This window comes from Tardiphaga alba (assembly GCF_018279705.1).
Taxonomy (GTDB): Bacteria; Pseudomonadota; Alphaproteobacteria; order Rhizobiales; family Xanthobacteraceae; genus Tardiphaga; species Tardiphaga alba.
This window is the reverse complement of sequence record NZ_CP036498.1, coordinates 1,179,969-1,198,789: the sequence shown is the minus strand read 5'-3', so window position 1 is coordinate 1,198,789 and position 18,821 is coordinate 1,179,969. Positions and strand designations below refer to the sequence as shown.

Sequence of the window (18,821 nt, the reverse complement as noted above, 5' to 3'; positions counted from 1 at the left end):
AGGTACAGGAGAACGTTCGAATCGAAAAAGCTATCGCTCATTCGCCTCGTCGCGGTTGAACTTGAAGTCGGCCGGCATCATGCCTTGAAACTGCCGGAGCTCATCAAGCACTTCCCTCCGAGCGGCGGGGGTTGTGGCAGCCGCAGGCGCGACATCCAGCGGTCTAACAGTGACCTTGTCGCCCTCTTTCAAACCCAACGTTTCCACGACGTTGTCGGGTAGCCTGACGATCAGGCCATCACCCAGTTTCGAGACAATCATGATCAAGTCCTCTTCGTCTCAACATAGATCATGCGAAGCGAAATCTCAAATAGAAACACCTTATAGGTGCACTTCAAGCCATCAACCGTTCAGGTTGCCGGCCTTGCTTTCACAAATACAGTGAGCGTGAGCGGCCCTACTTCGTTTTCGATCGGCTCCCACCCGAGCGCCATATAATAGGATCGCCGGACCGGCACCGCGCAGAGATAGACCCTGCCATGCCCCCGCGCGAAGGCCTCAGCGCATGCATGCGCGATCAAAGCCGGCGCAAGGCCCTGCCCGCGCGCATCCGGCTCGATCCAGACGGCGGCGACCCAGGGCGTGTATTGCCGACGTTCATCGAGATCGGAAACAAGCAGCGAAGCGGTGCCGAGAAAGGTTGCTCCGCGATGGGCGACGAACGCAATCGGCAGGTCATTGCCCGCCATGTTCTCGCGCAGGCGCTCGACGATATAGGCCTCCGGCACGCCATGGCGCTTCCACCATGCCTGCCAGATGCGGTCCACTACGGTGTCGAAGAATTCCGGGATGTGACGGAGGTCGGAGATCGTGACGGTCATGGTGACGGGCTTGGCGATCCTGTGCCGCGCAGCGACTTCTGCATGGGATAGGAGCTGGACGTCCCGAATTTTCCCTCGGGGTCTTCGCAATCCGTGTAGCCACACGAGAGATAGAAGCGATGCGCCGTCTCGGTGCTGGTCAGGCAACACATCTCGTTGCCAAAATCGCTGGCAACCTCTTCCAGCCCTGCCAGAAGAGCGCGGCTGACGCCCCGGAAGCGTGCATCCGGCGACACATAGTTGAGCGTGATCTCGCCGTTGGTTCTGACAGCGCCAACCGCAAGAATGGCGTCGTCCTCGGCCGCGACCAGAACGACATTGCCGGTATCGGCGATCCAGCGCTCGAACACGGCTGGCGTCTTGTTTGCCAGCCAGGCGTCAAGGGTTGCGGGATCGCCGTGATGGTCGCTGCCGCAGAGCTCGCTGATCGACCTCCGCATGACCACGCAGGCCTTTGCGGCATCATCGCTGCGAGCCCTGCGGATCAGCATGCGGTCCCTCGATTACCCCAGATGCTTCTTGAAGAACGCAGCCGCGCGGCCCCAGGCGAGCTTGGCGGCTTCGAGATCGTGCACCTCGGCGCGCTGTTCGTTGACGAAGGCGTGGTCGGCGTCATAGCGGAAGAATTCCGCGCTCTTGCCGGCGGCCTTCAGGCCCTTCTCGAAATTATCGACCACTTCCGGCGTGCACCAGTCGTCGCGATTGGCGAAGTGCCCCTGCAGCGGCACCTGCACGTCGGCGGGCTTTGCGGCCTGCTCCGGCGGGATGCCGTAGAACGCAACCGCAGCGCTCAGCTCGGGGATCTTGGTCGCGCCGATCACGGTGACGGCGCCGCCGAGGCAGAAGCCGGTGAGGCCGACCTTGGCGCCATCCTTCGACAGATATTGCACGGCGCCGCGCACGGTCTGCGTGGTGGCATCCATGAAATCGAGCGAGTTCATCTCTTTGTTGGCAGCGTCCGTGTCGTGATAGGGCACGACCACGCCGTTATAGAGATCCGGCGCCAACACATCGAAACCTTCCTGGGCGAGGCGATCGGCGAGCCCCTTGATCTGGTCGGACAGGCCCCACCATTCCTGGATCATGACCACGCCCGGCGCATTGGCGCAGCCGGCCTTCGCCAGATAGCCCTTGGCTTCCTTGCCGTCGGGGCGCTTGAAGCTGATCGATGTTCCCATGGGATCCTCCACTGATTGATTGCGGGGCAAGTTATAGACCCCTGACGTGTCAACTCAACCGGGCCAAAGCGCGTTGCAGGTCGCGCTTATAGGTCAAAAAATCGACAAACAGGCCATGCTCGCCGCCATCCCCGCGCTGCGGCTGCGCGAACCATGTCGCGATCTCGCGTCGCCACGCCGCAGCGGCATCCGGACGCGCAGCGCGGGCTGCAAGATAGGCCGCGATCACGCGCGCCTGCAGCGCGCGGCCCTCCCAGCCGACGCCAGCGCCTTCGAGAAGGCCGGCGACATAGAGCCCGTTATCGTCTGACGGAAACATGTTCATGAACAGGCGCGGCGCACCGATGGCGTCCTGCCAGTCGAGCGCGGCCAGATCACCCAGAAACGGAAACGTGATCCGATAGCCAGTGGCGAGCAAAACGAGATCGACCTCGTCGGCCTGCCCATCGGCAAACACCACGCGCTTGCCGGCAAATTCGCGGATCGGTTTTCGCACGGTGACATCGCCTTGACCCAAATGCTGCAGCACCAGCGAGTTGACGATAGGCGTGCGATCATAGAGCCGATGCCCGGGCTTCGGCAGCCCGAAGCGTTCGGGCGGACCGACGATGAAGCGCAGGATCGGCTCATGCAGGCGCGCGCGAATTCCCTTCGGAATGATGAAGCGTTTCGGCTTGTGATTGCCTTCGTCGGCCGGCTTGCCGCCCAGAAATTTCGGCACGAAGTGATTGCCGCCGCGCACGCTCCACAGCACCTTGTCCGCACGGTGCACGGCATCGACGACGATATCGCAGCCGGTATTGCCCATGCCGACGACCAGCACGCGCTTTCCTTCAAAAATATCGGCGGTCTTATAGTCCTTGGCATGCATCACCGGACCGTCGAACGCGCCTGCCGTCTTGGGGATCAGGGGATCGCTGAGATGGCCGTTGGCGATGATGACGCCGGCATATCCGGCGGATGTGCCGTCGCTGAATGTCGCGCGCCAGCCATCCCCTTCCCGCTTCAGGGATTGCACGCCGGTGTTGAAGCGGATCGATGGATAGAGATCGAAATGTCGCGCATAGCTATGCAAATAGTCGAGTACCTGACGATGGCTCGGATAGGCCGGCCAGTTCTCGGGCATCGGGAAATCTGCAAAGGCCGTGGTGCGCTTCGACGAGATCAGATGCGTCGATGCATAAACGGCGCTCGGTGCTGAACCATAGAGCCATTGCCCGCCGACATCGGCGTTCTGCTCGACGGCCTCGACTGCATGGCCGGCGGTCTTCATGCTCTTGATGGCGGCAAGGCCTGCGGGCCGGCGCCAATGACGAGATGAGTCATGCGGGCAAATCCGGGCGCTGGTCGCGATAGCGCTCGAACACGACGCGGGCATCGAGCTCGGGCGTGTAACCGAATTCGGATTTCAGGCGGGTGTTGTCGAGCACGGGGCGATACTGGATGAACTTGACATTCTCCGCGGTGAGCTTGGTCAGTCCCAACGCATTGAGAAGCCGCAGCGCGCCGCGCATGATGGCGGGCGGGATCGGGATGAACGGCTTGCCGTTGAGCTGCGCGATCTCGCGCAGGCTGAGCGTGCCGTCACCGGCGAGATTGTAGATGCCGGGTTTGCCGGTGCGCACCGCCTGCGCCAGCGCGGCAACCACGTCGCTATCGGCGATCAGCGAGAACGGGGTCGCCGTGCCGCTGAGGCCGGTGACGACGGGGCGCTCGAACAGTGCGGTGATCTGATTGTTCGTAGTCGGCCCCAGCACCGTGCAGGGCCGGAAAATGGTTTGCTGCAATTGCGGATGCTCGCTGCGCCAGCGCGCCAGCATGTCTTCCACCTCGCGCTTGTTGCGCGCATAGGGGAAATCCTCGTTGCCGCGCAGCGGATCGGTCTCGCGCAGCGGCACGGGATTGTCGGCGTGATAGCCGTAGGCGGCGCCGCTCGATGTCACGATGAGATGCTGCACGCCGGCGGCAAGGCAGGATTCCAGCACATTGCGCGTGCCCAGCACGTCGATTTCGTAGTCGCGTCGTTCGTCACCGCCGACGGCAACCACCGAGGCGAGATGCACCACGGTGCGCGGCCTGACGCGCGCGAAAATCTCCTTGAGGGCGGGATCGCGGATGTCGCCCTGCTCATAGTCGATGCCAGCACGTTGCTGTGCAGGCGGCACGTCGCGCAGATCGAGTGCGGTGACCTGGCCCACGCCGTCATCCGCCAACACCCGCAGCAATGCGCTGCCGATGAAGCCGGCGGCGCCGGTGATCAAGACGCCGCTGTTGAAAGTCGCATCATTCATGCGGCGCCCTCCGTCCGCGCTGGATGCGGATCACGCCGTTTCCACCATGCTGCCAGCGCCCAACCGGAAACGAGATGCCAGACGCCCCATCCGGCCGCGACCAGCGCTGCGCCGCCGAGGCCGTCGAATTGCGTCAGGATCAGCGCAAGGCCGAGGCCGGAATTGTGCATGCTGACCTCGATGGTGAGCGCGCGCGTATCGTAGTCGCTGAGGCCCAACACCTTCGCCACGCCCCAGCCCAGCGCGACGGCGATGGCGTTATGCAGCACCACGAAAGGCAGCACGGCGGTAGTGAACACGCCGATATAGCGCCAGTTGGTCACCGTTGCGGCCAGGATGAAACCGATGAGGAACACGAAGGACAGGATCTGCAGTGGCCGCCGGAGGCGATCTGCAAGCTTCGGCAAATGGCGCACCGTGAGCAGGCCGGCCACCATCGGCACGCCGAGCAGCAGCAGGGTCGAGCCGATAAAAGATATCGGCTCCACGCTGACCTGACGCAGCAGCGCAGCAGTCGCAGGATTGAGCCCGGCCCAGAACAGGATGTTCAGCGGCGTGGTGATCGTGGCGAGCAGGCTGGAAATGCCGGTCATCGACACCGACAGCGCGGTGTTGCCGCGCGCCATATGGGTGATGAGATTGGAGATGTTGCCACCGGGACAGGCCGCTACCACCATCATGCCGAGCGCGATGGATGGCCGCGGCTGCAGCAGCATGGTGATCGCCCATGTCACGGCAGGCAGGAACAGCAGTTGGGCGACGAGCCCCGATAGCGGTGCCAGCGGGCGCTTGAAGACATCGACGAAATCACCGACGCGCAGATCGAGCGCGACGCCATACATGATGAGCGCCAGCACCAGACCAAGGGCAAGCTGCCCGCCCGGACTGATATTCAGGAGAATTTCGTCGATCCCGGCGCCCGGCATTCATCCCCTCATGAGCAGGGATGTCCATGAAGCGCGCGCCGCGCCTGCCTCCCCTTGCACAAAGCTTAGTCAAGGGAATCGGGAGAATCCATGGGCTACACGCGCAGCCGCACTGAAACGAAAAAGGGCCCCGTCAGGGGCCCTCTTGGAAGCACATTGCCGCTGCTTAATGCGCGTCGGCCCAAACCTTCTTCTTCGTGAAATACATCAGGAAGGCGAAGATGATCAGGAAGATCATGACCTGCAGGCCGAGCTTCTTGCGAGCCTCGAGATGCGGCTCCGCGGTCCACATCATGAAGGTCGCCACGTCCTTGGCGTAGTTCTCGACCTTCTGCGGGGTGCCGTCGTCATAGGTCACCTGATCATCGGAGATCGGCTTCGGCATCTTGATGGCGTGACCGGGGAAATACTTGTTGTAGTAAGCCCCCTGCGGCAGTTGGAAGTCCTTCGGTGCATCCTCATAGCCCTGCAGGAGGGCGTCGATGTAGTTCGGGCCCTTTTCCTGGAACTGGGTGAAGAAGTCGAAGATGAATTGCGGGAAGCCGCGGTCATAGTTGCGGGCCTTGGCCAGCAGCGACAGGTCCGGCGGATAAGCGCCGCCATTGGCTGCGCGCGCCGCGTTCTCGTTCGGGAACGGCGCCGGGAATTTGTCGGCGAGACGGCCCGGACGGTCGAACATGTCGCCGGCGTCGTTCGGGCCATCCTTGACCTGGATATCCGATGCCACCGCAAGCGCCTGTGCCGCCGAGAAGCCGGGGCCACCGGGATCCGCAAGATTGCGGAAGTGGACCAGGTTCATCGAGTGGCAGGTGGCGCAGACTTCCTTGTAGACCTTGTAGCCGCGCTGCAGGGCACCGCGGTCAAACTTGCCGAAAGGGCCGGCAAAGCTCCACGACAGCGACGGCGGCGTCGGGCCACCTTCTGCCGCCTTGGCATTCTGCGATCCGCCCATGACCAAACCACCGGCCAGAACCAGCGCCAGGATCACCGGCGCCATCGGACCGGCCTTCTTTCCATATTTCGCCAGCACGTCATCAGCAATCGAGTTGGGCACCGCGCGCGGTGTCTCGATGCGGCTGAGGATCGGCAGCACGATCAGGAAGTAGGCGAAGTAGCAGAAGGTCAGGATACGACCGGCAGTGATGTAGATGCCTTCGGCAGGCTTGCCACCGAGCCAGCCGAGCAGCACGCAGACCACCACGAAGATCCAGAAGAACTGCTTGGCGAGCGGACGATACTTCGACGAGCGGGTCTTGGCGCTATCCAGCCAGGGCAGGAAGGCCAGCACGATGATCGCCGAGAACATCGCGATGACGCCGCCGAGCTTGGACGGAATCGAGCGCAGGATCGCGTAGAACGGCAGGTAGTACCATTCCGGCACGATGTGCGCGGGGGTCACGCCCGGATTCGCCGGGATGTAGTTGTCGGGATCGCCGAGATAGTTCGGGATGTAGAACACGAACCATGCGTAGAAGATCATGAAGCAGACGATACCGAAACCATCCTTGATGGTCGCGTAAGGCGTGAACGGCACCACGTCCTTCTCGGTCTTCACTTCGACGCCGGCCGGGTTGTTCTGGCCGACCACATGCAGCGCCCAGACGTGCAGGACGACGACGCCTGCGATCACGAAGGGCAGCAGGTAATGCAGCGAGAAGAAGCGGTTCAGGGTCGGGTTGCCGACGGCGTAACCGCCCCACAGCAGGGTCACGATGCTCTCGCCGACATAGGGAATGGCCGAGAACAGGTTGGTGATGACGGTGGCGCCCCAGAAGCTCATCTGGCCCCACGGCAGCACGTAGCCCATGAAGCCCGTGGCCATCATCAGCAGGTAGATGATGACGCCGAGGATCCAGAGCACTTCGCGCGGCGCCTTGTAGGAACCGTAATAGAGGCCACGGAGCATGTGGATGTAGACGGCGATGAAGAACATGGATGCGCCGTTGGAATGCAGGTAGCGCAGCAGCCAGCCGTAATTCACGTCACGGACGATGCTCTCGACCGAATTAAAAGCAAGGTCCACATGCGGCGTGTAATGCATCGCCAGGATCACGCCGGTGACGATCTGCACGCCGAGCATGAAGGAGAGGATGCCGCCGAAGGTCCACCAGTAATTGAGGTTACGCGGCGTCGGGTAAGCGATGAAGGACGAGTGGATCAGACCGATCAGCGGCAGGCGCTTTTCGAACCACTGCAGGGCAGGATGGGAGGGCTGGTAGCTGGATGGTCCGCTCATGATGCGATCCTGAAGAAAGAAACGACACTATCGGCGCAAGGTCTCGAGGCGAGCCGGACGGCTCAGCCGATCTTGATCTTGCTGTCGGAAACGAAGGCGTAAGGCGGGATCGGCAGGTTGGACGGTGCCGGACCCTGACGAATACGGCCCGAGGTGTCGTAGACCGATCCATGGCAAGGGCAGAAGAAGCCGTCATAGGCGCCTTCATGGGCGATCGGAATACAGCCGAGATGGGTGCAGATGCCGATCACGACCAGCCACTGATCGTGGCCTTCCTTGACGCGGGCCTGGTCGGTCTGCGGATCGGGCAGACTGGAAACCGGAACGGCACGGGCGTCCTCGATCTGCTTCTTGGTGCGGTGGCTGATGAAAATCGGTTTGCCGCGCCAGAACACCTTGATGTCCTGCCCCTCGGCGATCGGAGTGAGATCGACCTCGATCGGTGCACCCGCCGCGATGGTCGAAGCATCTGGATTCATTTGAGAAATCAGCGGCCAAACGGCGGCTGCAGCACCAACGGCAGCCACCGCCCCGGTGGCCACATATAGGAAATCACGGCGCGTATGCTGCGCCGAAGACGTTGTCGTCACGATCCCAACCCTTTCTTATCTGCTCCCCGTCATTGCCCTCCCCGTAACGCTTGCGCGTTGACCTAGAGCAATGACCGGTGCCCGCGGTTCCTCCCCACGGCGGCGTGGCACATGTCCTTGCCTAACAGCAAAAACACGCAATCCAGAATCGTTCTATTGCATCCCTACCGCGGCATCGCAAGCCTACGAACGGGGTAGCAGGATGCGATGCACGCAAGATTCGGCGACGTTCCGCGCCGCGGATAATTTGACGGCCGTTACCGCGCGTTGTGCCGAGCGCTGTCGTCTCACCGGTGCATGGCGCGAGATCGATGATTCGCCGGCTTTGACCGAAGTCTGACGCACCGGCGAACCGATCCGAGCGCCCGCACGATGGCACAGCCCTGGCGGGTAAATTGTTCCAGTTGATGAAGAATTCTGCGCCGTTCGCGCAACAGCCCTGAATAGAATCCCTACCCTGCATCTATTCTAACGGCCGAAGCCTGTACTCTCAGGATACCTCCGATAGAGCCGGGAAACACCCACTCACCCTGGCGTTGTTCAGGCCGAATTTCGGGGCATCCCAAATGACAAAAGACAATCACGCGCAGTCAGCTACGCGCCTCCCCATCATCCACGCCATGTGTCTGGGCGCCGTCAGCGGTCTCGCTCTGTCGCTGCCCCCTCGACCGCACAGGCGCAATCGACGCTGCCGCCGGTGACCGTGGATGCCCCACAGCAGCGCGCCCGGCCGGCGACTGCCCGTCCTGCCCGGCGCGCCACCAGCCGCGCAACCCGCGCCAATCGTACCGCCCGGGCGCCGCAGGCGGCGCCGGCAGTCGCATCGGCCGGCTCCGGCGAGCGCGCGGGCGGGCCTGTCGCGGGCTTCGTCGCCACCCGCAGCGGCTCGGGCACCAAGACCGACACGCCGCTGATCGAAACCCCGCAATCGATCTCGGTCGTGACGCGCGACCAGGTCACCAACCAGGGCGCCGGCTCGGTCGGCGAGGCACTGCGCTACACCGCCGGCGTCAGCGGCGACGTGAACGGCGGCTCGGACACACGCTTCGGCGGCCTGCAGATCCGTGGCTTCGACATGACGATGCCGGGCCTCTATCTCGACGGGTTGCGGCTACCGAGCAGCCAGTATGTGCATTTCCTCGGCTTGGAACCCTACGGCGCCGAGCGCCTGGAAGTCGTGAAGGGCCCCTCTTCCGCTATGTATGGCGGCAGCGGCACCGGCGGCCTGCTCAATTATGTGAGTAAGCTGCCCACCGCGCGCCAGTTCGGCGAGGTCTCGATCTCCGGCGGTAGCTTCAACCGCTTCCAGGGCGAATTCGATTTCGGCGGCGCCGCCAACAAGGAAGGCACGGTGCTCTATCGCCTGACCGGCGTGGTGCGCGACAGCGACACGCAGGTGGACTTCTCCAAGAACAACCGCGTCTTCATCGCCCCGGCCGTGACCTTCAAGCCGAACGAAGACACCAGCATCACGTTCCTGTCCAACTATCAAAAGGACAAAGCGGGCTGGGGCCTGCAATTCTTCCCGCCGTCGGGCACCGTATGGGCGAACAATGGCCGTACCATTCCGGTCAGTCGCTTCGGTGGCGAGCCCGGCATGAACCAGTTCGACACCGAGCAGGCATCGGTCGGCTACCTGTTCTCGCACAACATCAATGATGCGCTGACCTTCAAGCAGAACCTGCGCTATTCCTACATGTACAACCAGCAGGCCAGCTTCTACGGCACCGGATACGCGGACGCCGCAGATGAAGCTGCGGGCCTGATGGGACGCGGCGGCAGCGCCGGCGATTCCACCATCAACTCCTTCGCCGTCGATAACCAACTGCAAGGAAAGTTCAAAACCGGCATTCTCGCCCACACGGTGCTGTTCGGCATCGACTACCGCAACACCACGTTCCGCGACCGCGCCGACGGCTACACCACCGGCAAGATCAATATCTTCAACCCGGTTTACACCAATGCCTGGGTCAACACTGGACCGGAAGACAACACCGGCGTGAAGCAGTCGCAGGTCGGCATCTATCTGCAGGACCAGATCAAGCTCGGCAATCTGTCGTTCCAGCTCGGCGGTCGGCAGGACTTCGTCACCACCGATGTCGATGCGACGCTGCAGGGCATCAGGGATTCCACCAATGCCTCGGCCTTCACCGGCCGCGCCGCGGTCATGTATAATTTTGATAGCGGCGTTGCGCCCTATGTCAGCTATTCGGAATCCTTCCTGCCGGTGCTCAACACGGATGGCCTCGGCAAATTGCTGAATCCGGAAACCGGCAAGCAATACGAAGTCGGCATCAAATATCAGCCGGTCGGCGTGAATGCGCTGATCACCCTGGCGGCATTCGACCTCACGCGCGCCAATGTCGTCACCTTCCCGCCGCCGACTTATGACGCGGTCCAGACCGGCGAGATCAATTCGCGCGGCATCGAGCTCGAAGGTACCGCAACCCTCACCGAAGGCTTCAACATCCGCGGCGCCTATTCCTACATCCACGCCAAGGTCACGAAGGATCCCGTGAATGTCGGCAATGCCCCGACCACGGTTCCCCTCAACCGCTTCGCGCTGTGGACCGACTACACGTTCCAGGGCGGCCCGCTGGCCGGCATCCAGGTCGGCGGCGGCGTGCGTTATGTCGGTTCGACCTTCGGCGACGACGCCAACACCTTCAAGGTTCCCGCATCGACGGCCATCGATGCTCTGGTCGCCTATTCGAAGGACAACTGGCGCATGGCCCTCAACCTGACCAATCTCGCCGATACCCGCTATGTGGCCGCCTGCTACGGCTATACGAGCTGCTTCTATGCGGAGGGCCGCAAGGCGATCGCCAAGCTCACTTACCGCTGGTGATAGTTTAGAACCCTCCTAAACAGCGACATTTCGACACCGCCGGTCTCTCGACCGGCGGTGTGCGTTTTTGGTACTGACATCTCATCACACGAGAGAGGCGGAACGCCATGAGATCGATTTTCGGGCGCCTGCATCGCTGGGCCGGACTGCTCACTGCAGCCTTCCTGTTCTTTTCCGGCGTCACCGGTGCAATCATCTCGTGGGATCACGAGCTGGATGACCTGCTGAACGCAAAGCTGAAGGACGTCAGCACCCAGGGCCCGGCGAAATCCTCCATCGAGCTCGCCAACCTGATCGAACAGCGCGACCCGCGTGCGCGCGTCATTCATATGAACATGACGCCGGAGAAGAACGAGTCACTGTCGTTCTTCGTGCTGCCGCGCATCGATCCGGCGACGCAGAAGCGCTACTCCATCGACTACAATCAGGTGTTCCTCGATCCCAACACCGGCGAGGAACTCGGCAAGCGCTATTGGGGCGCCGTGTGGCCGGTGACGCGCGAGAACTTCGTCTCGTTTCTCTACAAGCTGCATTACACCATGCACATCCCCGAATTCTGGGGCAGCGATCGCTGGGGCATGCGCATCCTCGGCATCATCGCCATCATCTGGACCATCGACTGCTTTGTCGGCTTTTACCTGACGCTGCCCTCGCGCAAGCGTGCCAAGGCAGGCCGCGCGCCGTCGGTGGAACGTGAACTCGGCAAAGGCTTCTGGGCGCGCTGGAAGCCGGCCTGGATGATCAAGACGTCGGGCAGCGCCTATCGCATCAATTTCGACATCCACCGCGCATTCAGCCTGTGGACCTGGGCTCTCCTTTTCATCATCGCCTTCACCGCATTCTCTCTGAACCTCTGGTTCGAGGTGTTTGCGCCGATGATGAAGAAGGTCTCCGACTACACGCCATCGCCCTACGAGACCCGCGAATATCGCCACCTCGACAAACCGATCGAACCGAAGATGACCTGGGCGCAGATCTATGAACGCGCGCAGGCCGACGGCAAGGCACGCGGATGGACTACGCCCGTTGGTTCGCTGTTCTATGGCCCCGCACATGGCGTCTATCAGGTCGGTTTCTTCGAACCCGGCGATGATCACGGCGCCGCTGGCGTTGGCCCCGCGCAGCTTTACTACGACAGCGAGGACGGCCGTCCGCTCGGACAGAAGCTGCCCTGGGTCGGCACCGCGGCGGACATCTTCGTGCAGATGCAGTTCCCGATGCATTCGGGCCGTATCCTGGGTCTTCCCGGCCGCATCCTGATCTCTCTCATGGGCCTCGTGGTCGCAGCACTGTCTGTCACCGGCGTAGTGATCTGGTGGAAGAAACGCCGTGCCCGCGTGCGCGTCCGCGAGGCGACGACATCGACCGCGAACACGCGCCTCGCTCCGGCAGAGTGAACGGTCTCCGCCGCACATCGCGGACAGGCTTCCGCCTGTCCGCTTGCCGTCTTCGCCACTGCGCGCTATCGGCATCCGATGCGCATCGCCCTTTACCAGCCCGATATCCCGCAAAACACAGGCACCATCCTGCGGCTTTGCGCCTGCCTCGATGTCGAGGCGCATATCATCGAGCCCGCCGGCTTCCCGATCTCCGACCGCCACTTCCGCCGCGCCGGGATGGACTATCTCGATCAGGTGAGCATCGTCCGTCACATCTCATGGCGGCATTTCGACGACTGGCGTCGCGAGGCCGGCCACCGACTCGCATTGTTCACCACCAAGGGCGCCGAGTCCTATCTCGCGCACAGCTATAGCGACAACGAGATCCTGCTGTTCGGTCGCGAGAGCGCCGGCGTGCCGGAAGATGTCGCGGCCACCGCGGACAGCCGTGTCGTGATCCCCATGCGCGAGAGCCTGCGCTCGATCAATCTGGCGATGACGGTGGCAATGGCGCTCGGCGAAGCTCTTCGCCAGACGCGCGGATAGCATCTTTCACTATTGCCGTGCCGTCGCTGGCTATCGGCCGCTTGCAACTCGTGTCGCGATGTAGTCCTTGCCCTTCGCCGTAAACGTCTCACGGATGATGAAACCATCGGCGGGTGACATCGGACCGATCGGCACCGGACCTGTCGGCATGATCAGCGTGGCATTGCTGCCGACGAAGATCAGCAGATGCCGCCGCTCTTCCAAAAGCTTGGCCGACCAGGCGATCAAGCCATTCAGAAGCGGCTGCTTCTGCCAGGCGGACGGCGCGCCAGGATCGACCTGACCATAGATGAAGCCGGTGGTCGGATAGACCGAGAACACGATCTTGGAATGCTCGGGCTTCCAGGCTTCCGCCATCTCATGATCCTGCACCCAGACGCAGTCGAAGGCACGGCATTGCTGCGGGCGGGTATCATAGGTCTTGCAGCCCGAACCGATTGCACAGTGCTGGCACCATTTGCCTGCGACTTTGGGCACCTCGTCGATCCTGTAGACCTTGCAGCACAAAGTGCAGGTTCCGCAGGGGCGGTTCTGGGGAATAAGGGTATCGGTGACGAGCGGCGGCTGCATGGCGGCGATATGGAGCCATCGGGCCAGACGGATCAAGATGAAGGCGCGCAGGATGAGCTGAACGCAGGTAAATCCACCTTATTGTACCTCCGCATTCATCGCGACATTGCCCTTCGCACGTGCTAAGAGCCGGCCCTCACCCCATATGCAACCGAGCGCGCGCACAGCCCGCCCTCGCGCGCGGGTGTTTCAGAGAGCGAAATCATTGAGTTACGCGGTCAAAGAGATTTTCCTGACACTGCAGGGCGAAGGCGCCCATGCAGGCCGCGCCTCCGTGTTCTGTCGCTTTGCAGGCTGCAACCTCTGGACCGGCCGCGAGCAAGACCGCGCCGCAGCCGTCTGCCAGTTCTGCGACACCGACTTCGTCGGCATGGACGGCACTTTGGGCGGTCGCTACACCACGGCAGACGCACTGGCAGACACCATCGCCGCGCAGTGGGTGGGACCTAACGACAACCGCTATGTCGTGCTGACCGGTGGCGAGCCTTTGCTGCAGGTCAACGACGAACTCGTCACGGCGCTGCATAGACGTGGCTTCGAGATCGGCGTCGAGACCAACGGCACCGTGGCGCCGCCAGCTGGCATCGACTGGATCTGCGTCAGCCCGAAGGCCGGTGCCGATCTCGTCATTCGCGCGGGCCATGAGTTGAAGCTGGTCTACCCGCAGGCCACGGCGATGCCGGAACGGTTCGAGGCCCTCGCCTTCGAGCGATTCTCGCTGCAGCCGATGGACGGACCGGACGCGATCAGCAATACCGCGCAGGCGGTGGATTACTGCCTGAAGCATCCGCAATGGCGTCTGAGTGTGCAGACGCACAAGACGCTCGGGATCCGCTAAGATCCGGCATTCGACAAGGACGACGACGAGATATGTGGGAACTGACGAAATCGTTTCGCTTCGAGGCGGCGCATGCGCTGTCCTATACGACGCTCGGCGAAGCGAGCCAGGAAATCCACGGCCATTCCTTCCGCGCCGAAGTGACGATCCGTGGCGAGCCCGATCCGGTCACCGGCATGGTGGTGGATTTCGGGCTGCTCGACCGCGGCCTCGAGGATCTCCGCAAGACGCTGGACCACAAGTTCCTGAACAAGATCGAAGCGATCGGCATTCCGACGCTCGAGAACCTGTCGCGCTTCATCTGGGACCGCGTTGCCGACAAGGGACCGGTGGTCCGCGTCGGCGTCTTCCGCGACAGCTGCAATGAGAGCTGCGTGTATTTCGGGCCGAAGAAGTAAGCGAGGCTCAGGCAGATCGGCAAGGCGCCGTCCGCCTGAGCGACATCATCGGCCAGCGCACAGCCTCGCCGCGTCCGTGCTGCGATCCGAGCCCTATTTCTTACTAATCTTGTTGCCGATACCCGAGGTCGAGATTGCCGGCGCCTTGACGCCATTTTCGGCGGTCCAGCTCAGCGCATTCTGTGTGCCCTGCACGTCGATCTTTGCCGCACTGCCGACCGTCAGCGAAACATTCTGATCCACGCCGGAAACCGAAGCCTCGGCCGGAGCGCTTTCGGACTTCAACTTGGCCTGCACGGTGTTCTTGTGGAGCTCGACTAGCAAAGCGCCGGTCTCACCGCCCGTCGCCTTGATGGACATGCCGCTGACAGCGAGTGTCTTGGCCTGATCGAAGCGCACCTTGTGATCCGCCCCCATCACTTTGACGTCGCCGCAATTCCCGGTGAGTTCGACCGTATTGCCCTGGCCGGCGATGATGACATTCTGCCCGTCACACGCGAAATCGCGCGACATCTGCGTGCCTTCGACCGTGATGTCGTCAGCGAATGCAGTGACGGGAGTGACGGAAACGGCACAGGCGATAGCAACGTGCTTCAGCTTCAAGACAATTCCTCCAAATGAAATGCGGCCGAACGAATACGACTGCGATCGACGCGATCCCCACTAGAAAGCGAATATGGCCGCGATGGGGCTTGCGACATCCTCGCGCGATGATTGGATGCGTTCTGAAAATGAAACCTGCATGACGATACGCATCTGCTGCCGCTGCGATCTCACCACAAAGTGACGGCACGACACATCTTTGTCGCATACGCGTTCTTCCATGCACTGCGTTGTCGTACCCATGGGGGCATCATGGAGTGGCAATGAGCCTGCTGATATCGTTGCGTACGCTCGGCACGATTGTCGTTGTGGCTTGTGCGGCTTCCCGTCGCAAGTGATGGCCGATCGCGCGGTGGATGAACAGATCAAGCGGATCGTCACCACCGAACTCGCATCCAAGGTCCACGATCGCGGCGGCCTCGCCGTGGCCGTGCATGCCGCGGGCCAGACTCAAATTTTCACCTATGGCTTTGCCGATCAGGCGGCGCGGCGGCGCATCACATCCGACACGCTGTTCAACCTCGCTTCCGTTCGAAAATTATTCGAAGCCACGCTGGTATCGCTGGGATCGATCCGCGGCGACTTCAGCCTTGACGATCCCGCCAGCAAATATCTCCCCGAACTGTCCGGCGACTATGTCAAACGCGTCACCATCGGCCAGCTCGCCACACATACGTCGGGTCTGTTGCTGCCCACCGATCATCCGCCATGGCCGACCGACTCCTACTCGCTGTCACGCTTCCTCGAATCGCTGAACAGCTGGACGCCGAAAGCCGGTGAAGAACCCGGCAAGCAACGCGTCTATACCCATGCCGGCTATGTGTTATTGCAGCTCGTGCTGGAGCGCCGTTACGGCCGGCCGATCGGCGAACTGATTTCCAGGTATGTGCTCAAGCCACTCGGCATGAAGGAAACATTCCTGCCGGAGCGCGGCCTGGGCGATCAGGCGCAACTCGCACCGAAATATCTTGCGCGCGTTGTGCAGGGCTATGACGACGATGGCTCGATCATCGGCCCGCCCGGTCACCAGCAGGGCTACTACACCTTCCCCGGCACCGGGCAGATGTTCTCATCGCCGAAGGATCTCGCAATTTTCCTCGCCGCCAGCCTCGACAATCACGTGGTCGATCCACAATTGCGGCAGGCGCTGAAGATGACACAGCAAGAGATGTTTCGTGTCGATACCGGATTCGGGCAAGCCATCGCCTGGGAGAATGTGCATCGGAACGGCATCGAGGTCGTCGACAAGCCCGGCGGACTGAACAATGCGACGGCCTATATCGGCCTGATGCCACGTCAGCGCATGGGCGTCGTGCTGCTCGCCAATCGCGGCGAATTCCCTTACGAGATCGCACGCTACCGCGTGCTGCCGGAGCTGGCGCGGCTACGCGGGCAATGAAGCGCAATCACCCACGCTTCCATTCGACCCTTTATCGGCTCTCCCGCAGCCACGTCGCCGCGAATGCGCCGAGCAGCAGCAGCAGCCCGACCAGCCCGGCAAACATCGGCAACACGCCGACGCCGCGGACCACGCTCGCATCGCGCATGTGAACGCCCATCCAGCCGTCACCCCGGAATGTCGTGCTCGCGCGCACCGGCACCACCCGCGGCATCTCGAGGCCTGCACCGTCGTTCAGCCGCCGTGCATCGCCACCGCTCGCCTGAGCCAATGGCTTGAGCATGTCGGTGGTGGAGGTCACTTCCGAAAATTCCTTCGGATTGATCGGCCCCACATTGATCAAGGCCTTCAACGTGCCGTCTGTCGCCTGCCAGAGGCCGAGTTCGTCGGCTGGCGTCGTGGCACGCCACTGGCCGGGCTCGCCGGCGCTGAGCGTGAGCTCGCGCGTCTTGCCCGATGGCGAGGTGACGGTGACCGGGCTGACATTGTCACCCATGGTTTGGCGAACGACCACGAGATCCTTGTTCGCGGTCTGCAGCTTCAGCGATTCCTCTTCGAGATCCGGCTGCTTCATCAGCCAGTGCGAGGTACGCCGAAGCAGATCGAGATGCGGCCCACCGCCTTCATAGCCGCGCGCCCACAGCCAGATGTGATCCGACAGCAGCAGCGCTACCCGGCCTTCACCAGAACGCGACAGCAGCAGCAGCGGCTTGCCATCGGCGCCGGTCATGACCGGCGGCGTGGTGGTGTTGCGGGTCTCCACCGTGCGGAAGAAGCGGCTCCATTTCGGCGGTTCGCTATTGGATCCTTCAAGGCCGCGCGTCACCGGATGACGTTTTCCGACGTCGCTCAGATGCGCATAGAACGGCTTCTCGCTGACGCCGACCGGCTCCGCAGGCAGCACCGAGTCAAGCGGCGTGCGCCAGATCGAGGTGTTCGACGCATAGTCAGGCCCCGCCGAGACAAGTACGGCGCCGCCATTGCGGACATAGCGCGCGATATTGTCGAAATAGGCGATCGGCAGCACGCCCTGGCGGGCATAGCGATCGAAAATGATCAGCTGGAATTCGTGGATCTTCTGCTGGAACAATTCGCGGGTCGGGAAAGCGATCAGCGACAGCTCGTTGATCGGCGTACCGTCCTGCTTCTCCGGCGGGCGCAGAATGGTGAAATGCACGAGATCGATGGAAGCATCGGACTTCAGCAAATTGCGCCAGGTGCGCTCGCCGGAATGCGGCTCACCGGACACCAGCAGCACGCGCAGCTTGTCGCGCACGCCATCGATGGCGACCACGGCACGATTGTTGACGAGGGTGAGTTCGTTGTCGATTGGCGAGGCTTCGATCTCGACGATGTTCGGACCGGCATGCTTGATATCGACATCGACGGATAGCGTCTGGCCCGACACCATCTGGCGTTCGCCAATGGTGTCACCGTCACGGCGAACGACCACGCGGGCGCGTTCGTTGCTGACACCCTGATCGTCGAGACGGAAGGTGACGCGCTGCGACTGGCCGACAATGCCGAAGCGGGGCGCGGCCGTGATGGCGATGCGGCGGTCGCGCTCGTCCTTGCGGCCGGTGATCAGCGCATGCAGCGGCGCCTTGAAGCCGAGGCCATCGAGATTGGCCGGGATGTCATGCACGCGGCCGTCGGTGATCAGGAACGCGCCGGCGACACGATCGGTCGGGACATCTGACAGCGCCGATGAGAGCGCGCCAAACAGTTTGGTGCCATCCGTCTCGCCATCGGCCTGACCGGCCTCGACGGTGCGAACCTCGAGACCTTTGACCTGCTTGAGACGATCGACGAGCTGCTTCTGCGCCTCTTCGGTTTCCTTGGTGCGATCACCAAAGGACTGGCTCGGACTCTTGTCGATCACCACGGCAGCCACCGACGAGAGCGGCTCGCGCTCCTCGCTGGTGAAGGAGGGATTGGCCAGCGCCAGCAGAATCAGCGCCAGCGCAGCGACGCGAACCGCCGCGCCGCGTGCGCGGCCGAGCAGCAGCAGCGCTGCGATGACGACGATGGCCGAGAGGCCGATCCACAGGACCAGCATCGGGACGAGGGGCGTGAATGCGATGCCGTATTGCATTATGCGGCGCCTCCACAAGTAACACCGTCATGCCCAGCGAATGCCGGGTATCCACGTCTGAGGCCGCGAGGAAAGACGTGGATGGCCGGGAGAGGCCCGGCCA

At 62.5% G+C, this 18,821-nt stretch carries 18 protein-coding genes; 6 read left to right on the top strand and 12 right to left on the bottom strand.

Annotated features, from left to right (window positions below; all coding sequences use genetic code 11):
- Positions 1 to 30: 30 nt before the first annotated feature.
- The 9 genes from RPMA_RS05645 to petA form a co-directional block, all read right to left on the bottom strand.
- Entirely contained in the window at positions 31 to 261 is a 231-nt protein-coding gene (locus RPMA_RS05645) for an AbrB/MazE/SpoVT family DNA-binding domain-containing protein (protein WP_211911916.1), read from the bottom strand.
- 89 nt (positions 262 to 350) lie between these two features.
- Positions 351 to 821, bottom strand: coding sequence for a GNAT family N-acetyltransferase (locus RPMA_RS05640; RefSeq protein ID WP_211911915.1), 471 nt, complete (start codon positions 819 to 821; stop codon positions 351 to 353).
- A complete protein-coding gene (locus tag RPMA_RS05635; protein WP_211911914.1) occupies positions 818 to 1,312 on the bottom strand; it encodes a GNAT family N-acetyltransferase in 495 nt (164 codons plus the stop codon). Before RPMA_RS05635 ends, RPMA_RS05640 begins: the two co-directional genes overlap by 4 nt.
- A gap of 12 nt (positions 1,313 to 1,324) precedes the next feature.
- Complete coding sequence (locus RPMA_RS05630) at positions 1,325 to 1,999, bottom strand: dienelactone hydrolase family protein (protein ID WP_211911913.1); 675 nt, start codon at positions 1,997 to 1,999, stop codon at positions 1,325 to 1,327.
- Between the two features lie 49 nt (positions 2,000 to 2,048).
- Entirely contained in the window at positions 2,049 to 3,272 is a 1,224-nt protein-coding gene (locus RPMA_RS05625) for a flavin-containing monooxygenase (RefSeq protein ID WP_249225559.1), read from the bottom strand.
- A gap of 49 nt (positions 3,273 to 3,321) precedes the next feature.
- Complete coding sequence (locus RPMA_RS05620; protein WP_211911912.1) at positions 3,322 to 4,290, bottom strand: SDR family oxidoreductase; 969 nt, start codon at positions 4,288 to 4,290, stop codon at positions 3,322 to 3,324.
- Positions 4,287 to 5,216, bottom strand: a complete 930-nt coding sequence (locus tag RPMA_RS05615) for a bile acid:sodium symporter family protein (RefSeq protein ID WP_211911911.1) — start codon at positions 5,214 to 5,216, stop codon at positions 4,287 to 4,289. Before RPMA_RS05615 ends, RPMA_RS05620 begins: the two co-directional genes overlap by 4 nt.
- Positions 5,217 to 5,382: 166 nt before the next feature.
- Positions 5,383 to 7,452, bottom strand: a complete 2,070-nt coding sequence (locus RPMA_RS05610; protein ID WP_211911910.1) for a cytochrome c1 — start codon at positions 7,450 to 7,452, stop codon at positions 5,383 to 5,385.
- Positions 7,453 to 7,514: 62 nt separating this feature from the next.
- Positions 7,515 to 8,042 carry a ubiquinol-cytochrome c reductase iron-sulfur subunit gene (petA, locus tag RPMA_RS05605; protein WP_211911909.1) on the bottom strand — a complete coding sequence of 176 codons (528 nt, stop codon included), beginning with the start codon at positions 8,040 to 8,042 and terminating at the stop codon, positions 7,515 to 7,517.
- Between the two features lie 697 nt (positions 8,043 to 8,739).
- Here petA and RPMA_RS05600 point away from each other — a divergent pair.
- The 3 genes from RPMA_RS05600 to RPMA_RS05590 all read left to right on the top strand — a co-directional run bounded on the left by RPMA_RS05600 (position 8,740) and on the right by RPMA_RS05590 (position 12,815).
- Entirely contained in the window at positions 8,740 to 10,890 is a 2,151-nt protein-coding gene (locus RPMA_RS05600; RefSeq protein WP_249225558.1) for a TonB-dependent siderophore receptor, read from the top strand.
- Positions 10,891 to 10,997: 107 nt separating this feature from the next.
- Positions 10,998 to 12,287 (top strand): PepSY-associated TM helix domain-containing protein, encoded by a 1,290-nt coding sequence (locus RPMA_RS05595; protein ID WP_211911908.1) that lies wholly within the window; start codon positions 10,998 to 11,000, stop codon positions 12,285 to 12,287.
- Between the two features lie 78 nt (positions 12,288 to 12,365).
- Positions 12,366 to 12,815 (top strand): tRNA (cytidine(34)-2'-O)-methyltransferase, encoded by a 450-nt coding sequence (locus RPMA_RS05590; protein WP_211911907.1) that lies wholly within the window; start codon positions 12,366 to 12,368, stop codon positions 12,813 to 12,815.
- Positions 12,816 to 12,845: 30 nt separating this feature from the next.
- On the opposite strand, the gene RPMA_RS05585 is transcribed toward RPMA_RS05590, so the two are convergent.
- Complete coding sequence (locus RPMA_RS05585; RefSeq protein ID WP_211911906.1) at positions 12,846 to 13,292, bottom strand: hypothetical protein; 447 nt, start codon at positions 13,290 to 13,292, stop codon at positions 12,846 to 12,848.
- A 298-nt stretch (positions 13,293 to 13,590) separates the two neighbouring features.
- On the opposite strand from RPMA_RS05585, the gene queE reads away from it, so the two are divergent.
- On the top strand, positions 13,591 to 14,223 hold the full coding sequence (gene queE / locus RPMA_RS05580; RefSeq protein ID WP_211911905.1) for a 7-carboxy-7-deazaguanine synthase: 633 nt from the start codon (positions 13,591 to 13,593) through the stop codon (positions 14,221 to 14,223).
- A gap of 32 nt (positions 14,224 to 14,255) precedes the next feature.
- Entirely contained in the window at positions 14,256 to 14,621 is a 366-nt protein-coding gene (locus tag RPMA_RS05575) for a 6-pyruvoyl trahydropterin synthase family protein (protein WP_211911904.1), read from the top strand.
- A 93-nt stretch (positions 14,622 to 14,714) separates the two neighbouring features.
- On the opposite strand, the gene RPMA_RS05570 is transcribed toward RPMA_RS05575, so the two are convergent.
- The gene (locus RPMA_RS05570; RefSeq protein WP_211911903.1) at positions 14,715 to 15,224 is read right to left on the bottom strand and encodes a DUF3060 domain-containing protein; all 510 of its coding nucleotides are present in this window, start codon (positions 15,222 to 15,224) and stop codon (positions 14,715 to 14,717) included.
- A gap of 337 nt (positions 15,225 to 15,561) precedes the next feature.
- Between RPMA_RS05570 and RPMA_RS05565 the strand changes: the two genes are divergently transcribed.
- Complete coding sequence (locus tag RPMA_RS05565; RefSeq protein WP_211911902.1) at positions 15,562 to 16,623, top strand: serine hydrolase; 1,062 nt, start codon at positions 15,562 to 15,564, stop codon at positions 16,621 to 16,623.
- A gap of 31 nt (positions 16,624 to 16,654) precedes the next feature.
- Here RPMA_RS05565 and RPMA_RS05560 read toward each other — a convergent pair whose 3' ends face one another.
- Positions 16,655 to 18,718 carry a hypothetical protein gene (locus RPMA_RS05560; RefSeq protein WP_211911901.1) on the bottom strand — a complete coding sequence of 688 codons (2,064 nt, stop codon included), beginning with the start codon at positions 18,716 to 18,718 and terminating at the stop codon, positions 16,655 to 16,657.
- Between the last annotated feature and the right edge of the window lie 103 nt (positions 18,719 to 18,821).

Coding starts and splice junctions, on each gene's coding strand:
- RPMA_RS05565 (WP_211911902.1), top strand. CDS start 15,562: ATGGCCGATCGCGCGGTGGATGAACAGATCAAGCGGATCGTCACCACC.
- RPMA_RS05645 (WP_211911916.1), bottom strand. CDS start 261: ATGATTGTCTCGAAACTGGGTGATGGCCTGATCGTCAGGCTACCCGAC.
- RPMA_RS05615 (WP_211911911.1), bottom strand. CDS start 5,216: ATGCCGGGCGCCGGGATCGACGAAATTCTCCTGAATATCAGTCCGGGC.
- RPMA_RS05640 (WP_211911915.1), bottom strand. CDS start 821: ATGACCGTCACGATCTCCGACCTCCGTCACATCCCGGAATTCTTCGAC.
- RPMA_RS05590 (WP_211911907.1), top strand. CDS start 12,366: ATGCGCATCGCCCTTTACCAGCCCGATATCCCGCAAAACACAGGCACC.
- RPMA_RS05635 (WP_211911914.1), bottom strand. CDS start 1,312: ATGCTGATCCGCAGGGCTCGCAGCGATGATGCCGCAAAGGCCTGCGTG.
- RPMA_RS05620 (WP_211911912.1), bottom strand. CDS start 4,290: ATGAATGATGCGACTTTCAACAGCGGCGTCTTGATCACCGGCGCCGCC.
- RPMA_RS05595 (WP_211911908.1), top strand. CDS start 10,998: ATGAGATCGATTTTCGGGCGCCTGCATCGCTGGGCCGGACTGCTCACT.
- RPMA_RS05610 (WP_211911910.1), bottom strand. CDS start 7,452: ATGAGCGGACCATCCAGCTACCAGCCCTCCCATCCTGCCCTGCAGTGG.
- RPMA_RS05625 (WP_249225559.1), bottom strand. CDS start 3,272: ATGAAGACCGCCGGCCATGCAGTCGAGGCCGTCGAGCAGAACGCCGAT.
- RPMA_RS05630 (WP_211911913.1), bottom strand. CDS start 1,999: ATGGGAACATCGATCAGCTTCAAGCGCCCCGACGGCAAGGAAGCCAAG.
- RPMA_RS05575 (WP_211911904.1), top strand. CDS start 14,256: ATGTGGGAACTGACGAAATCGTTTCGCTTCGAGGCGGCGCATGCGCTG.
- RPMA_RS05560 (WP_211911901.1), bottom strand. CDS start 18,718: ATGCAATACGGCATCGCATTCACGCCCCTCGTCCCGATGCTGGTCCTG.